Annotated in this window: 18 protein-coding genes; 1 reads left to right on the top strand and 17 read right to left on the bottom strand. The window is 65.9% G+C overall.

Annotated elements, in window-relative coordinates; genetic code table 11:
- Positions 1-7: 7 nt before the first annotated feature.
- The 3 genes from DL899_RS00170 to ectA form a co-directional block, all read right to left on the bottom strand.
- Complete coding sequence (locus DL899_RS00170; protein WP_111731746.1) at positions 8-400, bottom strand: ectoine synthase; 393 nt, start codon at positions 398-400, stop codon at positions 8-10.
- Between the two features lie 4 nt (positions 401-404).
- On the bottom strand, positions 405-1694 hold the full coding sequence (gene ectB / locus DL899_RS00175) for a diaminobutyrate--2-oxoglutarate transaminase (RefSeq protein WP_111731747.1): 1290 nt from the start codon (positions 1692-1694) through the stop codon (positions 405-407).
- 64 nt (positions 1695-1758) lie between these two features.
- Positions 1759-2289 carry a diaminobutyrate acetyltransferase gene (ectA, locus tag DL899_RS00180; RefSeq protein ID WP_239494547.1) on the bottom strand — a complete coding sequence of 177 codons (531 nt, stop codon included), beginning with the start codon at positions 2287-2289 and terminating at the stop codon, positions 1759-1761.
- 253 nt (positions 2290-2542) lie between these two features.
- Between ectA and DL899_RS00185 the strand changes: the two genes are divergently transcribed.
- Positions 2543-3019 (top strand): MarR family winged helix-turn-helix transcriptional regulator, encoded by a 477-nt coding sequence (locus tag DL899_RS00185; RefSeq protein WP_111731749.1) that lies wholly within the window; start codon positions 2543-2545, stop codon positions 3017-3019.
- Positions 3020-3090: 71 nt separating this feature from the next.
- Here DL899_RS00185 and DL899_RS00190 read toward each other — a convergent pair whose 3' ends face one another.
- The 14 genes from DL899_RS00190 to DL899_RS00255 all read right to left on the bottom strand — a co-directional run bounded on the left by DL899_RS00190 (position 3091) and on the right by DL899_RS00255 (position 18341).
- A complete protein-coding gene (locus tag DL899_RS00190; protein WP_111731750.1) occupies positions 3091-4464 on the bottom strand; it encodes a TRAP transporter large permease in 1374 nt (457 codons plus the stop codon).
- On the bottom strand, positions 4464-5147 hold the full coding sequence (locus DL899_RS00195; RefSeq protein ID WP_111731751.1) for a TRAP transporter small permease: 684 nt from the start codon (positions 5145-5147) through the stop codon (positions 4464-4466). The genes DL899_RS00190 and DL899_RS00195 overlap by 1 nt, the downstream gene beginning before the upstream one ends.
- A gap of 98 nt (positions 5148-5245) precedes the next feature.
- A complete protein-coding gene (locus DL899_RS00200; protein ID WP_111731752.1) occupies positions 5246-6247 on the bottom strand; it encodes a DctP family TRAP transporter solute-binding subunit in 1002 nt (333 codons plus the stop codon).
- Positions 6248-6499: 252 nt separating this feature from the next.
- Positions 6500-7729 (bottom strand): sigma-54-dependent transcriptional regulator, encoded by a 1230-nt coding sequence (locus DL899_RS00205; RefSeq protein WP_111731753.1) that lies wholly within the window; start codon positions 7727-7729, stop codon positions 6500-6502.
- Entirely contained in the window at positions 7726-9462 is a 1737-nt protein-coding gene (locus DL899_RS00210) for a sensor histidine kinase (RefSeq protein WP_338049637.1), read from the bottom strand. Before DL899_RS00210 ends, DL899_RS00205 begins: the two co-directional genes overlap by 4 nt.
- A 139-nt stretch (positions 9463-9601) precedes the next feature.
- The gene (locus DL899_RS00215; RefSeq protein ID WP_111731755.1) at positions 9602-10648 is read right to left on the bottom strand and encodes an N-acetyltransferase DgcN family protein; all 1047 of its coding nucleotides are present in this window, start codon (positions 10646-10648) and stop codon (positions 9602-9604) included.
- On the bottom strand, positions 10641-11681 hold the full coding sequence (locus DL899_RS00220) for a dipeptide epimerase (protein ID WP_111731756.1): 1041 nt from the start codon (positions 11679-11681) through the stop codon (positions 10641-10643). The genes DL899_RS00215 and DL899_RS00220 overlap by 8 nt, the downstream gene beginning before the upstream one ends.
- A gap of 1 nt (position 11682) precedes the next feature.
- Positions 11683-12708, bottom strand: coding sequence for a histone deacetylase family protein (locus tag DL899_RS00225; RefSeq protein WP_111731757.1), 1026 nt, complete (start codon positions 12706-12708; stop codon positions 11683-11685).
- The gene (locus tag DL899_RS00230; RefSeq protein WP_111731758.1) at positions 12705-13196 is read right to left on the bottom strand and encodes a GNAT family N-acetyltransferase; all 492 of its coding nucleotides are present in this window, start codon (positions 13194-13196) and stop codon (positions 12705-12707) included. Before DL899_RS00230 ends, DL899_RS00225 begins: the two co-directional genes overlap by 4 nt.
- The gene (gene kce / locus DL899_RS00235; protein WP_111731759.1) at positions 13183-14109 is read right to left on the bottom strand and encodes a 3,5-dioxohexanoate:acetyl-CoA acetone transferase; all 927 of its coding nucleotides are present in this window, start codon (positions 14107-14109) and stop codon (positions 13183-13185) included. Before kce ends, DL899_RS00230 begins: the two co-directional genes overlap by 14 nt.
- A 201-nt stretch (positions 14110-14310) precedes the next feature.
- Positions 14311-15648, bottom strand: a complete 1338-nt coding sequence (locus tag DL899_RS00240; protein ID WP_111731760.1) for an aminotransferase family protein — start codon at positions 15646-15648, stop codon at positions 14311-14313.
- A gap of 10 nt (positions 15649-15658) precedes the next feature.
- The gene (locus tag DL899_RS00245; RefSeq protein WP_111731761.1) at positions 15659-16381 is read right to left on the bottom strand and encodes a branched-chain amino acid ABC transporter ATP-binding protein; all 723 of its coding nucleotides are present in this window, start codon (positions 16379-16381) and stop codon (positions 15659-15661) included.
- On the bottom strand, positions 16378-17112 hold the full coding sequence (locus DL899_RS00250; protein WP_111731762.1) for an ABC transporter ATP-binding protein: 735 nt from the start codon (positions 17110-17112) through the stop codon (positions 16378-16380). Before DL899_RS00250 ends, DL899_RS00245 begins: the two co-directional genes overlap by 4 nt.
- Positions 17109-18341, bottom strand: coding sequence for a branched-chain amino acid ABC transporter permease (locus DL899_RS00255; RefSeq protein WP_111731763.1), 1233 nt, complete (start codon positions 18339-18341; stop codon positions 17109-17111). Before DL899_RS00255 ends, DL899_RS00250 begins: the two co-directional genes overlap by 4 nt.
- Positions 18342-18586 lie beyond the last annotated feature (245 nt).

Below are 18586 nucleotides of genomic sequence, written 5' to 3' on the forward strand. Positions count from 1 at the left end.
GGGCGCTTCAGCTATCTTCCAGCGCGTAGGAACCGTCGGCGCGGTGTACCTCGTTGCCGGTCACCGGCGGGTTGAAGACGCAGGCCATTACCAGCTCTTGCTCGGCGCGCAGGGTGTGGCGGTCGTGCTGGTCAAGCGCATACATCACCCCCGGCCGGATGGCGTGGGTCTCGCCCGTGGCGTGATCGGTGATCGAGCCGGTGCCAGACATGCAATAGACGCTCTCAAAATGGTTCTTGTACTCGAACACATGCTCGGACCCGGGTTCGAGAAAGGTGATGTGAAAGGAAAATCCCATCCCGTCAGAGGCCAGCAGCATCCGCACCGAGGACCATTTCGCATCGCTCACGACGCGGTCGCGCTCTTTTTCGACGATGTCATTGAAATCACGAACGATCATGGGCTTACTCCGCTGCCATCTTGGTCGAGGTGGTGACGTCGCGCACCGCGTCACGCAGGATGCCCAGCCCCTTGCGGAACGTGGCCTCGGGCGTGGTCAGCGGCGCGAGCACCTTGACCACCTGGTCGTCGGGGCCAGAGGTCTCGATGATCAGGCCGTTCTGATAGGCCTGCGCGCAGATCGACGCGGCCAGTTCACCAGAGCCGACATCGACCCCCTGCATCATCCCCCGCCCCTTGAGCCGGGCATCAGGGATCATTTCCGCTATCTCGGCGAGCGCGGTGGTCAGCAGCACCGATTTGGCGGCGATTTCAGCCTGGAACCGGTCATCGGCCCAGAACTTTTCTATCGCCACGCGGGCGGTGACAAAGGCGTGGGTGTTGCCGCGAAACGTGCCGTTATGCTCGGCCGGGCCAAAGATGTCGTATTCGGGTCGCACCAGCGCCAGCGCCATCGGCAGGCCGAAGCCCGAAACCGATTTCGCCAGCGTCACGATGTCGGGCACGACGCCCATTTCCTCAAAGGAAAAGAACGTCCCCGCGCGGCCGCAACCGGCCTGGATGTCATCGACGATCAGCAGCGCACCGTGCTTTTTGGCCAGCTCGGCCACCCGGCGCACCCATTCGGGACGCGCGGCGTTCAGCCCGCCCTCGCCCTGCACGGTTTCCAGCAGGATCGCCGCCGGCGCGTCGACACCGCCCGAACGGTCGCTCAGCATCGCGTCGATCAGGTCGGCGGTGTCAAAGCTGGCGCCCATGTAGCCGTCGAACGGCATCCGCGTCACCCCGTCCAGCGTAGTGCCCGCGCCGGCGCGGTGATAGGCGTTGGCGGTGGCGGCAAGCGCCCCCAGGGACACCCCGTGAAAGCCGTTCGTGAACGCGATGACGTTGCGCCGCCCGGTGGCCTTGCGCGCCAGTTTCAGCGCCGCCTCGACGGCGTTGGCGCCGGTCGGGCCGGTGAACATCACCTTGTGGTCCATGTCGCGCGGCTGCAGGATGTGGCGTTCGAACGCCTCCAGAAAGCGCGCCTTGATGTCGGTGTGCAGGTCCAGCCCGTGTGCCACCCCGTCACCGGCGATGTGGTCGATCAGCGCCGCCTTCATGTCGGGGTCGTTGTGGCCGTAGTTCAGTGACGAACACCCGGCAAGAAAGTCGATATAGCTGCGCCCGCCCGCATCGGTCATCTCTGACCCGCTTGCGCGAGTGAATACGCGGTCGATGCCGCGGCAATAGCTGCGCACCTCGGATTCGCGGCGGGTGAAAATGGTCTTGTCGGCTGACGTGTCAGTCGGCATGGGAACTCCTTTGATTAAAACGGTCGCCGGGCCCGGCCATTCCGGCCGGACGCCTCGAACCGGCTCACGCCGCCTTGCGCAGCGCCTCGGCCAGTTCGATGGTGACCATGTATTCGGTGTCATGCTGGCCGCGGAAATGCTGTGCCTGCCCGAAATGGGCCTGCGCATCCAGACTGCGCCCGTGACGGCGGGCGAACTTGCGGAAAAGGCCCCAGGATGCGGCGTTCGACCGCGTGATGGTGGTTTGCAGCCGGGTCGTGCCGCGGCATTCATCGCGCCCCATCAGGTGTTGCAACATCAGCCCGCCCAGCCCGGTGCCGCGCGCCCGCTCGGAAACCGCCACCTGCCAGACGAACAGCGTCTCGGGGTCGTTGGGCATGACATAGGCCGAAACCCAGCCCGCCGGTGTATCGTCCAGTTCAGCCAGCACACAGGTATCGCGGAAATGGTCGCACTGAATGAGGTTGCAATACATCGAATTTTCGTCGAGCGGCTTGCACTCGCGGACCAGCGCCCAGATGTCGGCCCCATCCTCGGCCACGGGCTTGCGCAGCGTGGGGGTGGCCCTGGCGGTCAGGTCCATCAAATGTCTCATCAGTCGCACCTCTCCTGCAATACTTTGATTGCCTAAGTAATGGACTGGCGCCAAAACTTCAACCGTCTAAGAAAATTCAGGCAATATGTCGCATTCTTGCGCCAAAAAACCGCTATCAGACCATATATTGCGGCATCACTCCTTAGCTTTGCAAAGCTTTTGCCAGATTGCCGAATTTCGAGCCTTGAGGTACAATCGGGCGGCATCTGCTGGATGCCGTGCCGAATCCCACCCCATAGCCCCCGGTACCGCCATGGAACGTATCGACGTCTGCCTGATCGCCCTGCGCCGAATCCTGCGCGCGACAGATGCCTATGCGCGCGAGTTGGCGCAATCTGCCGGATTGACGGCGGTGCAGTTTCGCGCATTGCAGCTGATTGCTGAAACCGGCCAGATAACCGCCACGCGGATTGCCCAGCGCATGCTGATCAGCCAGGCGACGGTGACGGCGCTGGTCGACAAGCTGGTGCGCAAGGGTCTGGTAACGCGCGAAAAATCGAGCACCGACCGCCGCCAAACCAACATCATCCTGACCGAGCTGGGCCGCGCCACCGTCGACAACGCCCCCGACCCGCTGCAACAGCAGTTCGTCAAGCGGTTCGAGGCGCTGGAGGACTGGGAACAGTCGATGCTGGTGGCGTCGCTGGAACGGGTGGCCCTGATGCTGAACGCCGCCGACCTGGACGTGGCCCCGCTGCTGGATTCGCGCGAAATCCGTCCCGGCGGGTAAAACACGCCCGCCCGGCCCGCTAGGGGCCGGGCGAAGGTCGCCCAATCAAGCGCGACAGCCCGATACATCCCCTACTTGGTGATGATCTCCGGCCCCATGAAGGTGTTGGGCAGCACCGTCGAAATCCACGGCACATAGGTCACGAGGATCAGGAAGACAAAGAGAACCGCCAGGAACGGCAGCGCCGCGCGCACCACCGCCATCATCGACATCCCCGCCACGCCCGAGGTGACGAACAGGTTCAGCCCCACCGGCGGGGTGATCATGCCGATTTCCATGTTCACCACCATGATGACGCCCAGATGGATCGGGTCGATTCCCAGTTCGATCGCGATGGGAAAGACCAGCGGCGCGACGATCACCAGCAACCCGCTGGGTTCCATGAACTGTCCGCCGATCAGCAGGATCACGTTGACGATGATCAGGAACATCACCGGGCCGAAACCCGCATCCAGCATCGCGTTGGCGATCTGCTGGGGGATCTGTTCATCCGTCAGAACGTGCTTGAGGATCAGCGCGTTGGCGATGACGAACATCAACGTCACCGTCAGCTTGCCCGCCTCGAACAGCGTGTCGCGCGTGTCGCGGTGAAAGAACACCGTCACCAGCGCCAGAGGCCGGCTTGTCAGCGCGATGCTGGTGCCGTCCGGCGCCGCCAGCGGCCCCATATCCTTGTAGACGAAGCTGGCGATGAAAAAGGCATAGACGGCAGCCACCGCCGCGGCCTCGGTCGGGGTGAAGATACCGCCATAGATGCCGCCCAGGATGATCACGATCAGGAATAGCCCCCAGGCTGCATCGCGCCCTGAGGCCAGGATTTCGCCAAAACCGCGCCATTCGCCCTTGGGCATGTCACGCAGCCGCGCCATGACATAGATCGCCACCATCAACATCACCCCGGCCAGGATGCCCGGAATGACCCCGGCCAGGAACATCCGGCCGACCGACACCTCGACCGCGGCGGCATAGACCACCATCACGATCGACGGCGGGATCAGGATGCCCAGCGTACCGGCGTTACAGATCACGCCGGCGGCGAAATCGCGGCTATAGCCCGCCTGCCGCATACCCGCGATGACGATGGAACCGATGGCCACCACCGTGGCCGGGGACGACCCCGACAGTGCCGCGAACAGCATGCAGGCAAAGACCCCGGCGATGGCCAGCCCGCCGCGCAGATGGCCCACGCACGCAATAGAAAAGCGGATGATCCGCTGCGCCACGCCGCCCGTGGTCATGAACGACGAGGCCAGGATGAAAAACGGGATCGCCAGCAGGGTGAAATGCCCCTCGAAGGCCGAAAACAGCGTCTGCGCGATCGACCCCAGCGAACTGGAAGAGAACCACAACAGGAACAGCGTCGAGCTGAGCCCCAGCGACACCGCGATGGGCACGCCGACCAGCAGCAGCCCCACCACCATCACGAAGAGAAGGACAACCTCCATCAGTCATTCCCCCCGCTCTGGCCCGTCTGTGCGTTCAGTTCCGCAAGCTCGTCCTCGACCTCGTGGCTGGCCACCAGCCGGTCGATGTCACCCCGCCAGATCGCCACTGCGGCCTGGCAAAAACGGAATGTCAGCAGCAGCAGCGACACCGGCAGCACCAGATAGGGGATCGCGCGGGGGATTTTTTCGTATTCCTCGCCATAGTTGATCCAGTCCTCGACGAAGCGCAGGATGCCCGGCATCGGGATGTCCTGCACCTCGTACCAGCCCTGCCCGCGGGCGCCGAAATCCAGCCCCGTGGGGAACCAACGTCCGGTGGTGGGGGGCAGTTCGCCATAGGGCGCCCAGTAATCCCACGCGCCCTTGAGCAGCAGCAGCGAAAAGATCAGGCAGCAGGCAACCGAAAACAGCGCCATCACCCGGCGCACGGGTGGCGATACCATGTTGATGATTGCGTCAACGCCCAGGTGGCTGTGCTTCTTGACCGCATAGGATGCGCCCAGCAGCACCAGCCAGCCGAACATGAAAACCGTCAGTTCCAGCGCCCACAGGATGTTGGAATTGAAGACATAACGCGCGATCACATTGGCAAAGGTGATCGCCGTCATCAGACCGAGAAGCACGGCGATCACCGTTTCCTCGACATGGTCCACGAGGTTCGCTCCGTGACCTTTCACGTGCATTGTCTGTCCCCCTCCCCGCCGCGAATTTGCGGTTGGGGCGGGCCCCGCAAAAAGGCCCGCCCCCTTGGGATGCGCCCGTCAGGCGCACCCGCACACCATTACATGCTGGCGTTGATTTCCTGCGCCGCGTCGATGTTTTCCTGCCCGACGTCGTCGCGGAACTGTTCCCAGACCGGCTTCATCGTTTCGACCCACTCGGCGCGCTGCTCGGGGGTCAGTTCGCGCACGACACCGCCGGCGTCGATGATCGCCTGACGGGCGGCCGCATTGACGGCGGTGGATTCGGTGTTCCGGGTTTGGCTGACTTCCTGCACGATGGTCAGGAACTGGTCACGCACCTCCGGGTCGAGGCTGTCGAGCCAATCAACGCTGGTCACGACCAGGTAGTCGATCACGCCGTGGTTGGTTTCGGTGATGCCGTCCTGCACCTCGAAGAACTTCTTCCCGTAGATGTTCGACCAGGTATTTTCCTGCCCGTCGACAACACCCTGTTGCAGCGCGCCATAGACTTCGGAAAAGGCCATTTTCTGCGGGCTGCCGCCGATGGCCTCCATCTGCGCGACCAGCACGTCTGACGATTGCACGCGGAATTTCAGCCCGTTGGCGTCGGTGGGCACAAGCAGCGGCTTGTTGGCCGACATCTGCTTCATCCCGTTGTGCCAATAGGCCAGCCCCTGCAGGCCACGGCGCTGCATGCTGTCCAGCAACGCCTGACCGGCGTCAGACGACTGGAACGCATCGACCGCATTGATGTCCTTGAACATGAAAGGCAGGTCGAAGATGCGGAACTGCTTGGTGAATTTCTCGAATTTCGACAGGCTCGGCGCGGCCAGTTGCACATCGCCCTGCAGCAGGGCCTCAAGCACCTTGTTGTCGTCGTAAAGCGTGGAGTTCGGATAGACCTCCATGCACATGGTTCCGTCCATCTCGTCGTTCACGCGCTGTTCCAGCAGCGATGCGGCGATGCCCTTGGGGTGCTTGTCGGTGTTGGTGACGTGGCTGAACTTGACGACGATTTCACCATCGTCGCAGGCGGCGGAAACGGCGGTGGCCGAGACGCTCAGCGCCAATGCAGTGGCGGCAGCGGTCAGGAATTTCATTTCGGTGTCTCCTCCCATTATCGAGACGTTGCATTCACGCGCGCCCCCCGAAAGAGGCGCTGCGATGCGCATTTTCTTCGATTCCCGATGAATCGCTCAAGGGTTTCTCGCCGGGCCGTAAACCTGTCATGATTTCGCATTTTTGTCAGGGGTTTACCGGCGCACCCGGCAATGCCTGCAGGCCATTTCGACAGGGGCGTGTGCGAAATTCCGCACACGCCCCGGGTGCGCCTGTGCGGGATTTCACACAAATCAGCGGCGATAATCCTCTGGCCGAATCCCGTAGCGCGCCAGTTTGTCGTAAAACGTCTTGCGCGGCAGCTTGAGCGCCTTTGCAGCGGCCGAGGCATGGCCGTTCTGTCGCGACAGCGCCGCGATCAGCAACGAGCGTTCGACCCGCGCCATCTGGTCGGCCAGGCCCAGGTCGGCCCCCGCCATCGCCTCGTCCGGCATGCCCAGCACGAACCGCATCGCCGCCGACATCAGCGACCGGGCATTGCCCGGCCAGTCACGCGCCATCAGCCGCGCCATGTGGTCGGTCGTCACCTCGGGCGCCGGCAGCCCGGCCTGTTCGGCGGCCTGGGCGACGTAACGCGTGAAAAGCACCGGGATGTCCTCTGGCCGCTCGGCCAGGGACGGGATGCGCACCGGCGTCACATCAAGGCGCCAGTAAAGCTCGGCGTTGAAGCGCCCCTCCGCGACCTCGGCCCCCAGGTCAGCGGTGGACCCCGCGATCAGCCGCGCGCGCGCGCCCCCTTCCAGCCGGTCGAGCAGGGCATATTGCGCATTCGCCGCCAACGCGTGCACGTCATCCAGAAAAAGCGTGCCACCCGCCGCCGCATCAAAGGCATCGTCCAGCGCGCCCGCCTCAAGCCCGGCGGCATGGCGTTTCACGAATGGGCCGGCGGCGGCTGGCGACATCAGGTGGACAACCTCTGCCACCTTGGACACACCGGCACCGGGCGGGCCGGTGACCAGCACCTCGACATCCATGCCCGCCACCGCCCGTATCCGCGCGCGCAACGCCTCTGCCGGGGCCGAATTGCCGTGGATCAGCCGCGACGCCGGGTCGCCCGCCTCGAGCCGGGCCTTGAGGCGGCGGTTTTCCAGCACCAGCCGGCGATTGGTCAGCGCCCTTTGCAGCACCGCCACCAAATCGTCAGGCGCGCAGGGCTTTTCCAGGAAATCGAATGCCCCCTGCCCCATCGCCTCGACCGCCATCGGGATGTCGCCCTCGCCCGTCAGCAGGATCACCGGCAGGTCTGGGTCGATGCCCATGGTGTATTTTAGCAGGTAGAAACCGTCGCGCCCCGGCATGCGGATGTCAGACAGGATCACGCCGGGAAAATCGGGGGTGATCTGGTCCTTGGCGGCCACGAACGACCCTACGGCGCGAGCGTTGAGTTCGGCCAGTTCCAGCGACTGCACCAGCGCCTCGCGCACGGCGGCGTCATCATCGACGATCAGCACGTCCACGCTCATGCCGCCGCCTCTTCCGACCAGGGTTCCAGCTCGACCGTCATCACCGCGCCGCCGCCGGGCGCGTTGGCGCCGCGGATGTTGCCGCCAAAGCTTTGCACCAGCCCGTAAGAGATCGACAGGCCCAGCCCCATCCCGTCTTCACCACCGGTTTCCTTGGTCGAATAGAACGGGTCGAACATGCGATCGGGCTCGGCGATGCCGGGGCCGGTGTCACGCACCGTCACCATCAGGGACGGAGCGGTTTCGATGTTAATTTCAATACGTTTTTTGTCACTTCCTGCCATCGCGTCAGTGGCGTTGTTGATCAGGTTGACAAACACCTGCCCCAGCCGCACCTCGCCACCCAGAACGTGGACGGGATGCGCCGGGCGGCGCCAGTCGACCGTCACGCCGGCCTGCCGGAGCCGCGGCTCGGTCAGTTCGACGGCGGTGTCGATCACCTGCACGAGGTCAACCCGTCCCATCGGTTCGCTTTCATTGCGGGCAAAGGCGCGCAGGTTGCGGATGATCCGCGCCGCCCGCGCCGCAAGGTCCGAGATGCGCTTGAAATTCGCACCGGCCGCCTGCGGGCGACCCTTGTCCAGAAACGCCGCGCCGTTGTCGGCGAATTGCCGGATCGCCATCAGCGGCTGGTTCAATTCGTGGCTGATCCCGGCACTCATCTCCCCCAACGCCGACAGCTTGCCGGCCTGCACCAGGTCATCCTGCGCGCGCTTGAGCGCGGCCTCGGCCTCTTGCCGCTCGGCCACCTCGCGGCGCAGCGCGACGTTGGCGGCCGACAGTTCCGCCGTGCGCGCAGCGACGCGGGTTTCCAGTTCGGCATTGGCGCGCGCCAGCGTGCGCCGCCGTTCGGCCAGCAGCAGCAGCACCGCCCCGAAGCCCAGGCAGATGGCCGAGAACACCGCCGCCTGCAGCCAGGCGACCCGCCGCGCCGGGCTGGTATCCAGCAGCGCATGCCCCGTCATCCCGACCACCGGCAGATCACGCGCCAGGTGCAGCGCCGCACCGGGCAGGTAGCCGCCCCAGTTCATCCGCCAGACTTCGAATTCGCCATAACGCGCGGCGCGAAACCGGGGCGCGGGCCCGGCCGGGGGCACCAGCACGGCCCCGTCGGCCCCGCGCTGCCAGCCCAGTATCTCGGCCCGGTTGGACAGGAATACGCGCTGTTCGTCGTCGGTAAAAAAGACCGCGGGATGCCCGCCGATCCAGTCCCATTCGACCTCGGCGATATCGACCAGGACGATCACCGCCCCGCGCACCCCCTCAGGGCCGAACGCCGGGGCGGCATAGGCAAAGACGCGCCGCCCGTCCGGGCCGAGGCGGCCATAGAACCTGCCCAGCGCGCCGTTCATGGCGCGGCGGAAGTACCGGCTGCCGGCGGGGTCGAGGCTGACATCGCCTGCGCGCGCACGCACCTCGCCCTGCGCATCGGTATAGAGCAGCGCCAGCGCCCCGCTGCGGTCGGCGGCGGCAAGCAGCGCCTCGTCGGCGCGCGCGCCGGCGTTACCCGCCCCGGCCCCGGCAAAGGCCGGATGAGCCGCCAGCAACACCGCCAGTTCGCGGAAACGGCGCAGCTCGCCCGTCAGCCGGTCAGAGGCCAGCGCCAGGTTGGCCCGCCCCTGCCGGTCAAGCTGTTCCAGCCCCTGCAGCCAGGCATAGCGCCAGATGCCGCCCGCACTGGCCGCCACGGCCAGCAGGAACAGCGCGATCAACAGCCAGCGAGTGCGGATCATCCCCCTCATGGCGCCAATCTAGTGCATCGCCCGTTCGGTCCGCAACGGCGCGATGTGCCGCTGCAACCCGGAGTATGCGCCCGTAGGCCGGGCTTCAGCCCGGCCTACATATGGCATACCACAAACCGATGAATCCGCCTCAGCCCCGCGCCGCCGCCACTGCCTGCGCCAATGGTGCGGCATCGAAGCGCACCGGGTCGGTCACCGGCAGGCCCGTCTCGGCGGCAGTCGCCGCGATCTCGGCCCTGGCATCGTCCTCGTCCAGGTCGCGGGTGTTGAGCGCGACCCCCACCACCCGCGCAGGCGTCAGCGCACCGGCGGCAGCCGCCACCGCCTCGTTCAGCGCGATCACCTCGCGCAGCGGCGGAATGCGAACCTCGACCTCGGAGGCATCCAGCCGCGTCATCCGCGCCCGGTGGCACAGCACCAGCGCGTTGGCGCAACTGCCGCGCATCAGCGGCAGCGTCGCCGTGCTGCCCGGATGCAGGAGCGAGCCCTGCCCCTCGATGATCAGCACCTCGTGATTGGCATGTTCCAACACCATGCGTTCGACCGCCCCGGCGGCGTGATCGACCCGAAAGGCATCCAGCGGAATGCCCGCGCCGGTAATGGCGATACCGCTCTGCCCGGTGGCCAGGAACCGCGCATCATGCCCGGCCTTTACCAGCGACCGGCAGATTTCCAGCCCGGCGGTTTTCTTGCCCACCGCCATGTCGGTGCCCACCATAAGCGCGCGGATATTGGGCAGGGCGGCGGCGCGGGCCATGGCGATGGGCGGCATCGCATCGACCGGTGTGCGGATGTCCCATATCCACTGCCCCGGCGCCAGCCGGTCGCCCAGCACGTCGTTCAGCCGGTCATGCAGCCCGTTGACGATGGACAGCCCCGCCCCCAGCGCCTGTTCCAGCACCGTCATCCATTCCGGCGACACCCGCCCGCCCGATGGCGTGGTGCCCAGCACCAGCACCTCGGCCCCCAGCGCGATAGCCTCGTCCAGCGTGGCGACGACGGGAATGTCGCTGTCGATCTTGCACAGATCGCGCAGCGACCGGCCGGCGGCGTGGCTGTCGATCACGCAGGCAACGGGGTTGCACCCGTAGCGGATGATCCCCTCGGCCATCTTGGCGTTGATAAGGCCCAGCGTCCCCTCGGCGAAAAGCGCGATCTTTCGGTTCGGATCAAGCATCGCGCAGCGCGCCTCCGTGGCCGGGCCGGTCCTGCGGCAGGGTAACGCCCTCTTCGAACGGCGCGCCGGTGGCGGGATCGGGGTCGAGGTTGAGGTGGGAATCAAGGTCGATATGGTCAAACAGCGCCCCCAATGATGCCCCGGCGGCAATCGAGACAGAGCTTTCCCCCATGCAGCCGATCATGGTCTTGAGCCCATGCGCCCGCACGGTGGCGACGATCCTCAGCGCCTCGGTGATGCCGCCGCATTTCATCAGCTTGAGGTTCACACCATCGACCCGGTCGGCGAAACCGGGAATGTCCGATGACATCCGGCAGCTTTCATCGACAAAGATCGGCAGCGGACGGTCGCGAAATAGCGCGGGCAGATCGTCCTCTGCCCCGCGCACCAAGGGTTGTTCGACATATTCGGCGCGCCGTTCCGCCAGCCAGTGCATCATCTCGCGCGCGCCCTCGGGCGACCAGCCGCCATTGGCATCGACCCGCAGCGCCACGTCCCTGTCGCCCGCCGCCTGCAGAACGGCGGAATACATCGCCTTGTCGGCCTCGATCCCCTCTGGCGAGCCAAGCTTGATCTTCAGCGCCTTTGCCCCGCGTTGCAGCAGCATCGGCACCCGGTCCAGTACCACCTGTGGCGGGTTGATGCCCACGGTCAGCGAGCTGGGCACCCCCCGCCGCGCCAACCCCAGCAGGCGGTAAAGCGGCATGCCCGCGCGTTTCGCCTTGAGATCCCACAGCGCCATGTCCAGCCCGGCCAACGCGCAGGGCGCAACCCCTGCCGCATGCGCGCGCTGCCAGGTGTCGTGGATCGCGTCCGTATCCACGCCCCCGGCGCAGAACTGCGTCAGCATCGCCTCGGCCTCGGCCGCGCTGGCCGCGCCCTCGGTGGCGCCCGGCGCGACCTCTCCCCACCCGGTCAGGCCATCCTCGGTGACGCTGATGAACAGGGCCTCGGCCCCCTCGATCACGCCTCTGCTGATCGCCAGCGGAAACCGCTTTTTCATGTAGATCGTGCGAAACCCGATTTCAGCCATGTCAGCCCCCTTGCCCGATGCCTGTCAGAAATGCCCTCAGATTGGCGCCCAGCGCCTTGGATACATAGCCACCTTCCTGAACACACAGCACCGGCAGCCCGGTTCGCGCGATGGCGGCGCCGATCCGTGTAAAGCCCCCGGTCGTGACCGCGAGGCCCTTGAACGGGTCGTCGACATGGGCGTCCAGACCCAGCGCGACGACGATGACATCCGCGCCAAAGGCGGCGATCTGATCAAGCGCGCGATCGAGCATGCGCAGGTATTCATCATCACCGGTGCCGCGCGGCAAGGGCAGGTTCAGGTTCGCCCCCAGCCCCGCACCGGTGCCGCGTTCCTGCGCGTGCCCCCAGAAGAACGGATAGAACCGCGCCGGGTCGGCATGGATCGACACCGTCAGCACATCGCCACGGGCATAGAACATGCCTTGCGTGCCGTTGCCGTGATGCACATCCACATCCAGGATCGCCGGGCGCAGCCCCTGCACGCGCAGCCGTTCGGCCGCGATGCCGGAGTTGTTGAGAAAACAAAACCCCCCGGCGAGATCGGCAAAGGCATGATGCCCCGGCGGGCGGCACAGCGCATATGCCGCACGCGCCCCCGCCGCCAGCGCACCCGCCCCCGCCACCGCAGTCTGCGCCGACCAATAGGCGGCCTCCCATGTCGCGGCCGAAATCGGACAGGCGGTATCGGCCTGGTGATAGCCGGCCTGCCCGATGGCGGATTTGGGATAGCTGTCGGTGCGGCTGGCGGGATGCACGTTCGGGATCACCTCGTCCGATGCCCCCTCGATCCGCAGCCAGCGGGTGTGGATGGTTCGCAGGAAGGCCAGGTATTCGGCCGTGTGCAGCGCCGCGATGGGGCCCATCCCGGCATCGGACGGCGCGGCGAATTCATAGCCCGCCGCCTCGGCCCCCGCACGCAGGATGCCGACCCGCGCGGGCACCTCGGGGTTGGGCAGGCGCGTGCCGTTGGCCATGAAATGCTTTGGGTCATGGGCGCGCTGGCGCTCGTCGAGAAAGGCTTTCATCCCGGGTCTCCGATAAGGGTGTCAAAGGCGGGCGAGGCAAGCAGGCAGGCGCGCTCGCGCCCGGCCAGACGAAAGCCGAGGCGGTCGTAGAAGTTCAGCGCGCGGGCATTGTCGGTATAGACCGCCAGCTTGAGAAACCGCGCCCGCCAGCGGCGCGCGCCCAGCATTGCCGCCTCGCGCAGCAGGGACTGCCCCAGCTTGCGGCGGCGAAACGCCTCAGCCACCCACAGGTCGGACACATAGACCCCGGCGGCCCCCTGCATGGTCGAAAAGATCGGCGAGACGAGCGCCGCACCCGCCACCTCGGCCCCGGCACGCGCCAAGAGGCCATGACAGGCGGGATCGGGGCCCAGGCAGGCGCGCGCGATGTCGTCTGCCGTCGCGCGGTGGGTGTCGCCGAGGTCCGACGACAGCGCCGTCAGCGCCACCGCCAGCGCGTTCATGTCGGCCGGGCCAGCCGGGGCAATGACAATCTCAGAAACCGACATCCGCCGCCCCCTTCAGCCCCAGCATCTCGCGCGCCTCGTCCGGGGTCGCCACCTGCCGGCCCTGTGCCTCGACCAGCGCGCGCACCTTTTCCACCTGCTGGGCGTTCGAGACCGCCAGCACGCCGCGGTCGATGTAAAGGCTGTCCTCCAGCCCCACCCGCACATGCCCGCCCATTCCGGCGGCCATCTCGGCAAATGGCATCTGTGCCCGACCGGCCGCAAGGGCCGAAAACATGTAATCGTTACCGAAATAGCTGTCTGCGAGGTGCTTCATGTGGCGCAGGTTCTCCGGCTCGGCGGCCATGCCGCCCAGCACGCCGAACACGAACTGGACAAAGAAGGGAGGGCGGACCTGCCCCGATTGCACGAAATGGCGCAGCATCGCCAGGTGGCCCATGTCGTAGCACTCGAATTCAAAGCGCGCGCCGCGCACCTCGCCCATCTCGTGCAGGATGTGCGTGATATCGCGCGGGGTGTTCTTGAACACCAGATCGTCGGTGCCCTCGAGAAACGGCTTTTCCCAGTCAAAGCGCCAGTCGCGCTCGCGCGCGGCCAGCGGGTAGAGCGCGAAATTCATGCTGCCCATGTTGAGCGAACACATCTCCGGCCGCGCGGCCAGCGCGCCTGCCAGGCGTTCCTCCAGCGGCATCACCGCGCTGCCGCCGGTAGAAATGTTGATCACCGCGTCGCAGCGCCGCGCGATACCGGGCAGGAAGCCCATGAAATGCTCCACCCGTGCCGATGGCCGCCCGTTCTGCGGATCGCGGGCATGCAGATGCAGGATTGCCGCGCCGGCCTCGGCCGCCGCCACCGCCTGATCCTCGATATCCCTTGCTGCGAACGGCAGGTGCCGCGACAGGCTCGGCGTGTGGATCGAGCCGGTGACAGCGCAGGTGATGATGACCCTGGACATCAGGCCCGGCCCCCGCGCGACACGGGGGCGCTGCCCCCGCCGCGCGCTGCGCGCGCGCCTCCCCCGGGATATTTGCGAAACAGAAGAAGGGGGGCGCGGCCCTGCCTGCTTCTTCTGTTTGAAAATATCCCCGCCGGAGGCGACCGGCGGCTGATGTCAGCGCCGTGGTGCGGGCATGGGTGGCAACGGATGGGGTGCATGTCAGAGCCCCGCCTCGGCCGCGAAGCGGTCGAGCGCGCAAGTGAGTTTCTCGATGATTTCATCCACATGGGCGGGCGTGGCGATCATCGGCGGGGCGAGGATGAAGTGATCGCCCGAATACCCCCCGCGCGTGCGGCGGGAATAGAGGATCAGGCCCTCGGCATAGGCGGCCTCGACCAGCCGCTCATAGGCGTTCAGCTCTGCCGGCAGCGGCGCCATCGTGGTGCGGTCGGCGACCAGTTCGAACGCCTGCAGCATGCCGAGGCCGCGCACATCGCCGATCATTGGGTATCGGTTCATCAGCGCGCGCAGCCGCTGGCCAAGCCGGGTGCCGACGTCTAGCGCGTTCGCCATCAGCCCCTGGTCTTCGATCTCGTCGATCACGGCCAGCCCGGCGGCGCAGGCAAGCGGGTTGCCGGCATAGGTAAAACCGTGGACAAAGCCGCCCGCGCCCATCACAGCATCAACCACGCGATCATGCGCCACCACCGCGCCAAGCGGCATGTAACCCGCGCCGAACCCCTTTGACAGCGCCACGATGTCGGGCGCGACGCCCCATGTGTCAGCCGCGAAAAAGGTGCCGGTTCGCCCGCCGCCGGACAGCACTTCGTCATGGATCAGCAGGATGCCGTAGCGGTCGCAAATCTCGCGGATGCGCGCCATGTAGCCCGCAGGCGGCACCAGGCAGCCGGTCGATGCACCGCCCACCGGCTCGACGATGAAGGCCAGCACCGTTTCGGGGCCTTCCTCAAGCAGGCAATCCTCGAGCATGTCGGCATAGTGGCGGCCGGTTTCCGGGTCAGAGGCGTCAAGCCCGTCGAGATAGGCGCGCGGCGCCGGGATTTTCGGCATCCTTCGCATCATCGGATCGAAGGGCGCGGTCATCGGCGCATAGCCGGTCAGCGCCAGCGCCCCCAGTGTCGCGCCGTGATAGGACGGATAGCGCGAGATCACCTTGAACCGCTGCGCCTGCCCCTGCGCCAGCGCATACTGGCGCGCCAGTTTGATCGCGGTTTCCACCGCCTCGGACCCGCCGGAGACGAAAAAGACCCGCTCCAGCCCCTCGGGCGCCAGCCCCGCCACCCGGGCCGCCAGCGCCTCGGCCGGTTCGGTTTCGAAATGCAGCCGGTAGCCGAAGGTCGAAACCTCCATCTGCCGGCGCATCGCCGCCAGCACCCGGGGGTTGGAATAGCCGATATTGCACACCATCGCGGCCGACGAACCATCGAGATAGCGCTTGCCGTCCACATCCCACAGATAAACGCCCTCGGCCCGCGCCAGTCGGGGGCGGCGCGTGCGGGACTGGTAGAAAAGATGGCTCCTGGCGTTTGCGTTCATAGCTGCTGCCTCAGGCCACCCAGAACGCCTTTTCGAGGTCGGTGAACTCGCTCGCCGGGCCCTCGAACTTGTTGCGCCCCAGTTCGAGCACATAGACATAATCGGCGATCTTGAGCGCGTGCCGGATTTCCTGATCGACCAGCAGGATGGTCAGCCCGTCGATCCGCGACAGATCGACCAGCATGGAATAGACCTCCTCGGCCAGCATTTTGGACAGGCCGGCGGTGGGTTCGTCCACCAACAGCATCCGCGGCTCCGACATCAGCGTGCGGCCGATCTCGACCATGCGTTGCTGGCCGCCCGACAGCTCGCCCGTGACCTGGCGGCGCTTGTCGCGCAGGGCGGGGAAACGTTCATAGTTGGCCTCGATCTTGTCACGCACCTGGCGGCGGTCGCGGCGGAAGGTCCAGCCGCCCAGTTCGAGGTTTTCCTCGACCGTCATGTCCTTGAACACGCCGGGCTGCTGCGGGATGTAGGCCAGCCCCTTGAGGATCTTTTCCTGCGGGGGGATATCTAGGATCGACTCCCCCTCCATCAGGATGTCGCCCTTGTTGGGGGTCAGAAAGCCGAACGCGGCCTTGAGCGCGGTGGACTTGCCCACGCCGTTGGCGCCCAGGATGGTGGTGATCTGGCCCTTGCGCGCCTTGATGAAGAGGTCGGACAGAATGTTCAGATCGCGGTAATAGCCGACCGAGAGATCCCTCATTTCCAGAACGGTGGCGGGTTCGGTCATGCCGTCTCCTCCTCTTCGGCGCCGAGATAGGCCTCGATCACCGCGGGGTCGTTCTTGACCTCGTCGGGCGGGCCATCGGCGATGAGGTCACCGAAGTTGAGCACAAGCAGGCGTTCGCTGAGCGAAAAGATCGAATCCATCTGGTGGCTGATAAGGATGATCGCCTTGCCGGCGTCGTTGACGCGGCGGATATAGGCATAGATCACCTCCATCAGCCTGGGGTGCACGCCGGCAAAGGGCTCGTCCAGGATGATGACGTCGGGGTCGAGCATCAGGAGGCGGCCAAGTTCCAGCAGCTTTTGCTGCCCGCCCGACAGCGCCTGCGCGTGTTCGTTGCGCAGATGGTCGATGGTCAGGAATTCCAGCACCTCCATCGCCTGTTCGGTCAGTTCGGCCCGGCCACGGGAATGCCCCAGCGCCAGCGCCGGGACAAAGAGGTTTTCCAGCACCGTCATCCGCCGGAACGAGCGCGTGACCTGGAACGTGCGCCCCAGCCCCGCGCGCGCCACCTCGAATGGCGGAAACTGGTCGATGCGCCGTTCGCCGAGGTAGACCGTGCCGCTGGTGGGCTTGATCGCCCCGTCGAGGATGTTGGTCAGCGTCGTCTTGCCGGCCCCGTTGGGGCCGATCAGGCCGATCAGTTCGGGGCCGTTGACCTCGAAGCTGACGCCCTTGAGCACATGGTTGCCGCCGAAACGCTTGTGCAGGTTTGTGACCTTGAGATGTATCAATCCGGTGCCTCCGTTCGGTGGGGGCCGCCCTCGGGGCCGGTGACGGTAGAGGCGCGCTTGGCCACGGTTTCCTCGGCCACGCCCTGGCGCCGGAAATAGGCGATCATCGGCGCGATCAGACCGTTGCGGAAGAACCTGAGCGTGATCATCAGCAGGATGCCGAAGAACACCAGCCGCCAGATCGTCATGTCGACCTCGACACCGCCGATGACAAAGCTGTTGCGCAGCATTTCCAGCAGCACCTGCAGGATTATGGCGCCGATGGCGGCAGCGACGAAGTTCTCGATCCCGCCGATCACGGCCATCGCCACGACCAGGCTCATCTGCAGCAGGAACAGCATGTTGGGGGTGATGATCTGGACATAGTGCCCCTGCACCGCGCCCGCCGCGGCGGCCATTGAACAGGTGACGGAAAAGACCAGCACCTTGTATTTCGTGGTGTTCACGCCCAGCGCGGCGGCGGCGTCCTGATCCTCGCGCAGGGCGCGCACGAAAAGGCCAAAGCGCGAATGCGCCAGCCAGCCGAGGATGATCAGGCAGATCAGCAGCAGCCCCAGCATGGTGTAATAGGGCGGCAGCTTGTCAGTGGGTTCGTAAAATCTGCCAAACAGCGTGATACCGCTGGGATAGAGCGCCGGCAGCTCCAGCCCCGCCTGCCCGCGGGTGATGTCGATCTCGGCCGAGATCGTGGCCTTGAGGATTTCCGAAAAACCCAGCGTGAAAAGCGCCAGGTAAGCCGCCCGCAGCCTGAGCACCAGCATCCCCACCAGGAACCCCGCCAGCGCCCCCATCAGGGTGCCAAGGACGACGCCCAGCAGCACCGGCATCGCCGTCACCTCGACGCTGCCGGCCCAGGCATCCATCGCCTGGCGCAGACAGTCCTGGGTCAGCGTGGTTGATGTGACCCCGATGGGATTGACCACCACCAGCCACTGGCCGAAGAACTGCGTTTCGGCGCACAGGCCCGTGGGCTCGGGCGAGAGATAGATGTAGTGACGAAAAAGCCCGGCGGAATAGGCCCCGATCGCCATGAACCCCATGTGCCCAAAGGAAAACTGCCCGGCATAGCCCGACAGCATCGACCAGCTGGCCGCCAGGATGGCGTAGAAAAAGCCGGTGATGAGGATGTGCATGACATAGTCGTAATCCGCCCCGCCATAGGTCAGCGGAAAGACCGCGAGCAGCAGCAGAAAGGCGGCGCCGGCGATGTTGGGTATCTGCCGTTTCATGGGTTCACCTCTGATGCGGCAGCCCGAAAACCTTGATCGCTACTAATCCTCGTTCCGCCCGACGGCACCGCCGGGCAGCCCCCGACCGCCCCCCCGGGCGGGGGCTTCACCCCCACCCGCGGTCGGAGGCTACCCTCAGGGGAGAGGCGAAAGCGCCGCACGTCATGTGAATGATCGCCCGGCAAGAGCATCCCGGCCTGCTTTGCTCCGGTGAAGCGAGATGAAATATTGACGATACCTGTCAT

The sequence above is a fragment of the Roseovarius amoyensis genome, from assembly GCF_003260265.1.
Taxonomy (GTDB): Bacteria; Pseudomonadota; Alphaproteobacteria; order Rhodobacterales; family Rhodobacteraceae; genus Roseovarius; species Roseovarius amoyensis.

Bases quoted from the DNA above. Each gene is read 5' to 3' on its own strand.
- DL899_RS00210 (WP_338049637.1), bottom strand. From the start codon at position 9,462: ATGATCCGCACTCGCTGGCTGTTGATCGCGCTGTTCCTGCTGGCCGTG.
- DL899_RS00255 (WP_111731763.1), bottom strand. From the start codon at position 18,341: ATGAAACGGCAGATACCCAACATCGCCGGCGCCGCCTTTCTGCTGCTG.
- ectB (WP_111731747.1), bottom strand. From the start codon at position 1,694: ATGCCGACTGACACGTCAGCCGACAAGACCATTTTCACCCGCCGCGAA.
- DL899_RS00185 (WP_111731749.1), top strand. From the start codon at position 2,543: ATGGAACGTATCGACGTCTGCCTGATCGCCCTGCGCCGAATCCTGCGC.
- DL899_RS00225 (WP_111731757.1), bottom strand. From the start codon at position 12,708: ATGAAAGCCTTTCTCGACGAGCGCCAGCGCGCCCATGACCCAAAGCAT.
- ectA (WP_239494547.1), bottom strand. From the start codon at position 2,289: ATGAGACATTTGATGGACCTGACCGCCAGGGCCACCCCCACGCTGCGC.
- DL899_RS00215 (WP_111731755.1), bottom strand. From the start codon at position 10,648: ATGCTTGATCCGAACCGAAAGATCGCGCTTTTCGCCGAGGGGACGCTG.
- DL899_RS00230 (WP_111731758.1), bottom strand. From the start codon at position 13,196: ATGTCGGTTTCTGAGATTGTCATTGCCCCGGCTGGCCCGGCCGACATG.
- kce (WP_111731759.1), bottom strand. From the start codon at position 14,109: ATGTCCAGGGTCATCATCACCTGCGCTGTCACCGGCTCGATCCACACG.
- DL899_RS00240 (WP_111731760.1), bottom strand. From the start codon at position 15,648: ATGAACGCAAACGCCAGGAGCCATCTTTTCTACCAGTCCCGCACGCGC.
- DL899_RS00170 (WP_111731746.1), bottom strand. From the start codon at position 400: ATGATCGTTCGTGATTTCAATGACATCGTCGAAAAAGAGCGCGACCGC.
- DL899_RS00195 (WP_111731751.1), bottom strand. From the start codon at position 5,147: ATGCACGTGAAAGGTCACGGAGCGAACCTCGTGGACCATGTCGAGGAA.
- DL899_RS00245 (WP_111731761.1), bottom strand. From the start codon at position 16,381: ATGACCGAACCCGCCACCGTTCTGGAAATGAGGGATCTCTCGGTCGGC.
- DL899_RS00220 (WP_111731756.1), bottom strand. From the start codon at position 11,681: ATGGCTGAAATCGGGTTTCGCACGATCTACATGAAAAAGCGGTTTCCG.
- DL899_RS00205 (WP_111731753.1), bottom strand. From the start codon at position 7,729: ATGAGCGTGGACGTGCTGATCGTCGATGATGACGCCGCCGTGCGCGAG.
- DL899_RS00190 (WP_111731750.1), bottom strand. From the start codon at position 4,464: ATGGAGGTTGTCCTTCTCTTCGTGATGGTGGTGGGGCTGCTGCTGGTC.
- DL899_RS00200 (WP_111731752.1), bottom strand. From the start codon at position 6,247: ATGAAATTCCTGACCGCTGCCGCCACTGCATTGGCGCTGAGCGTCTCG.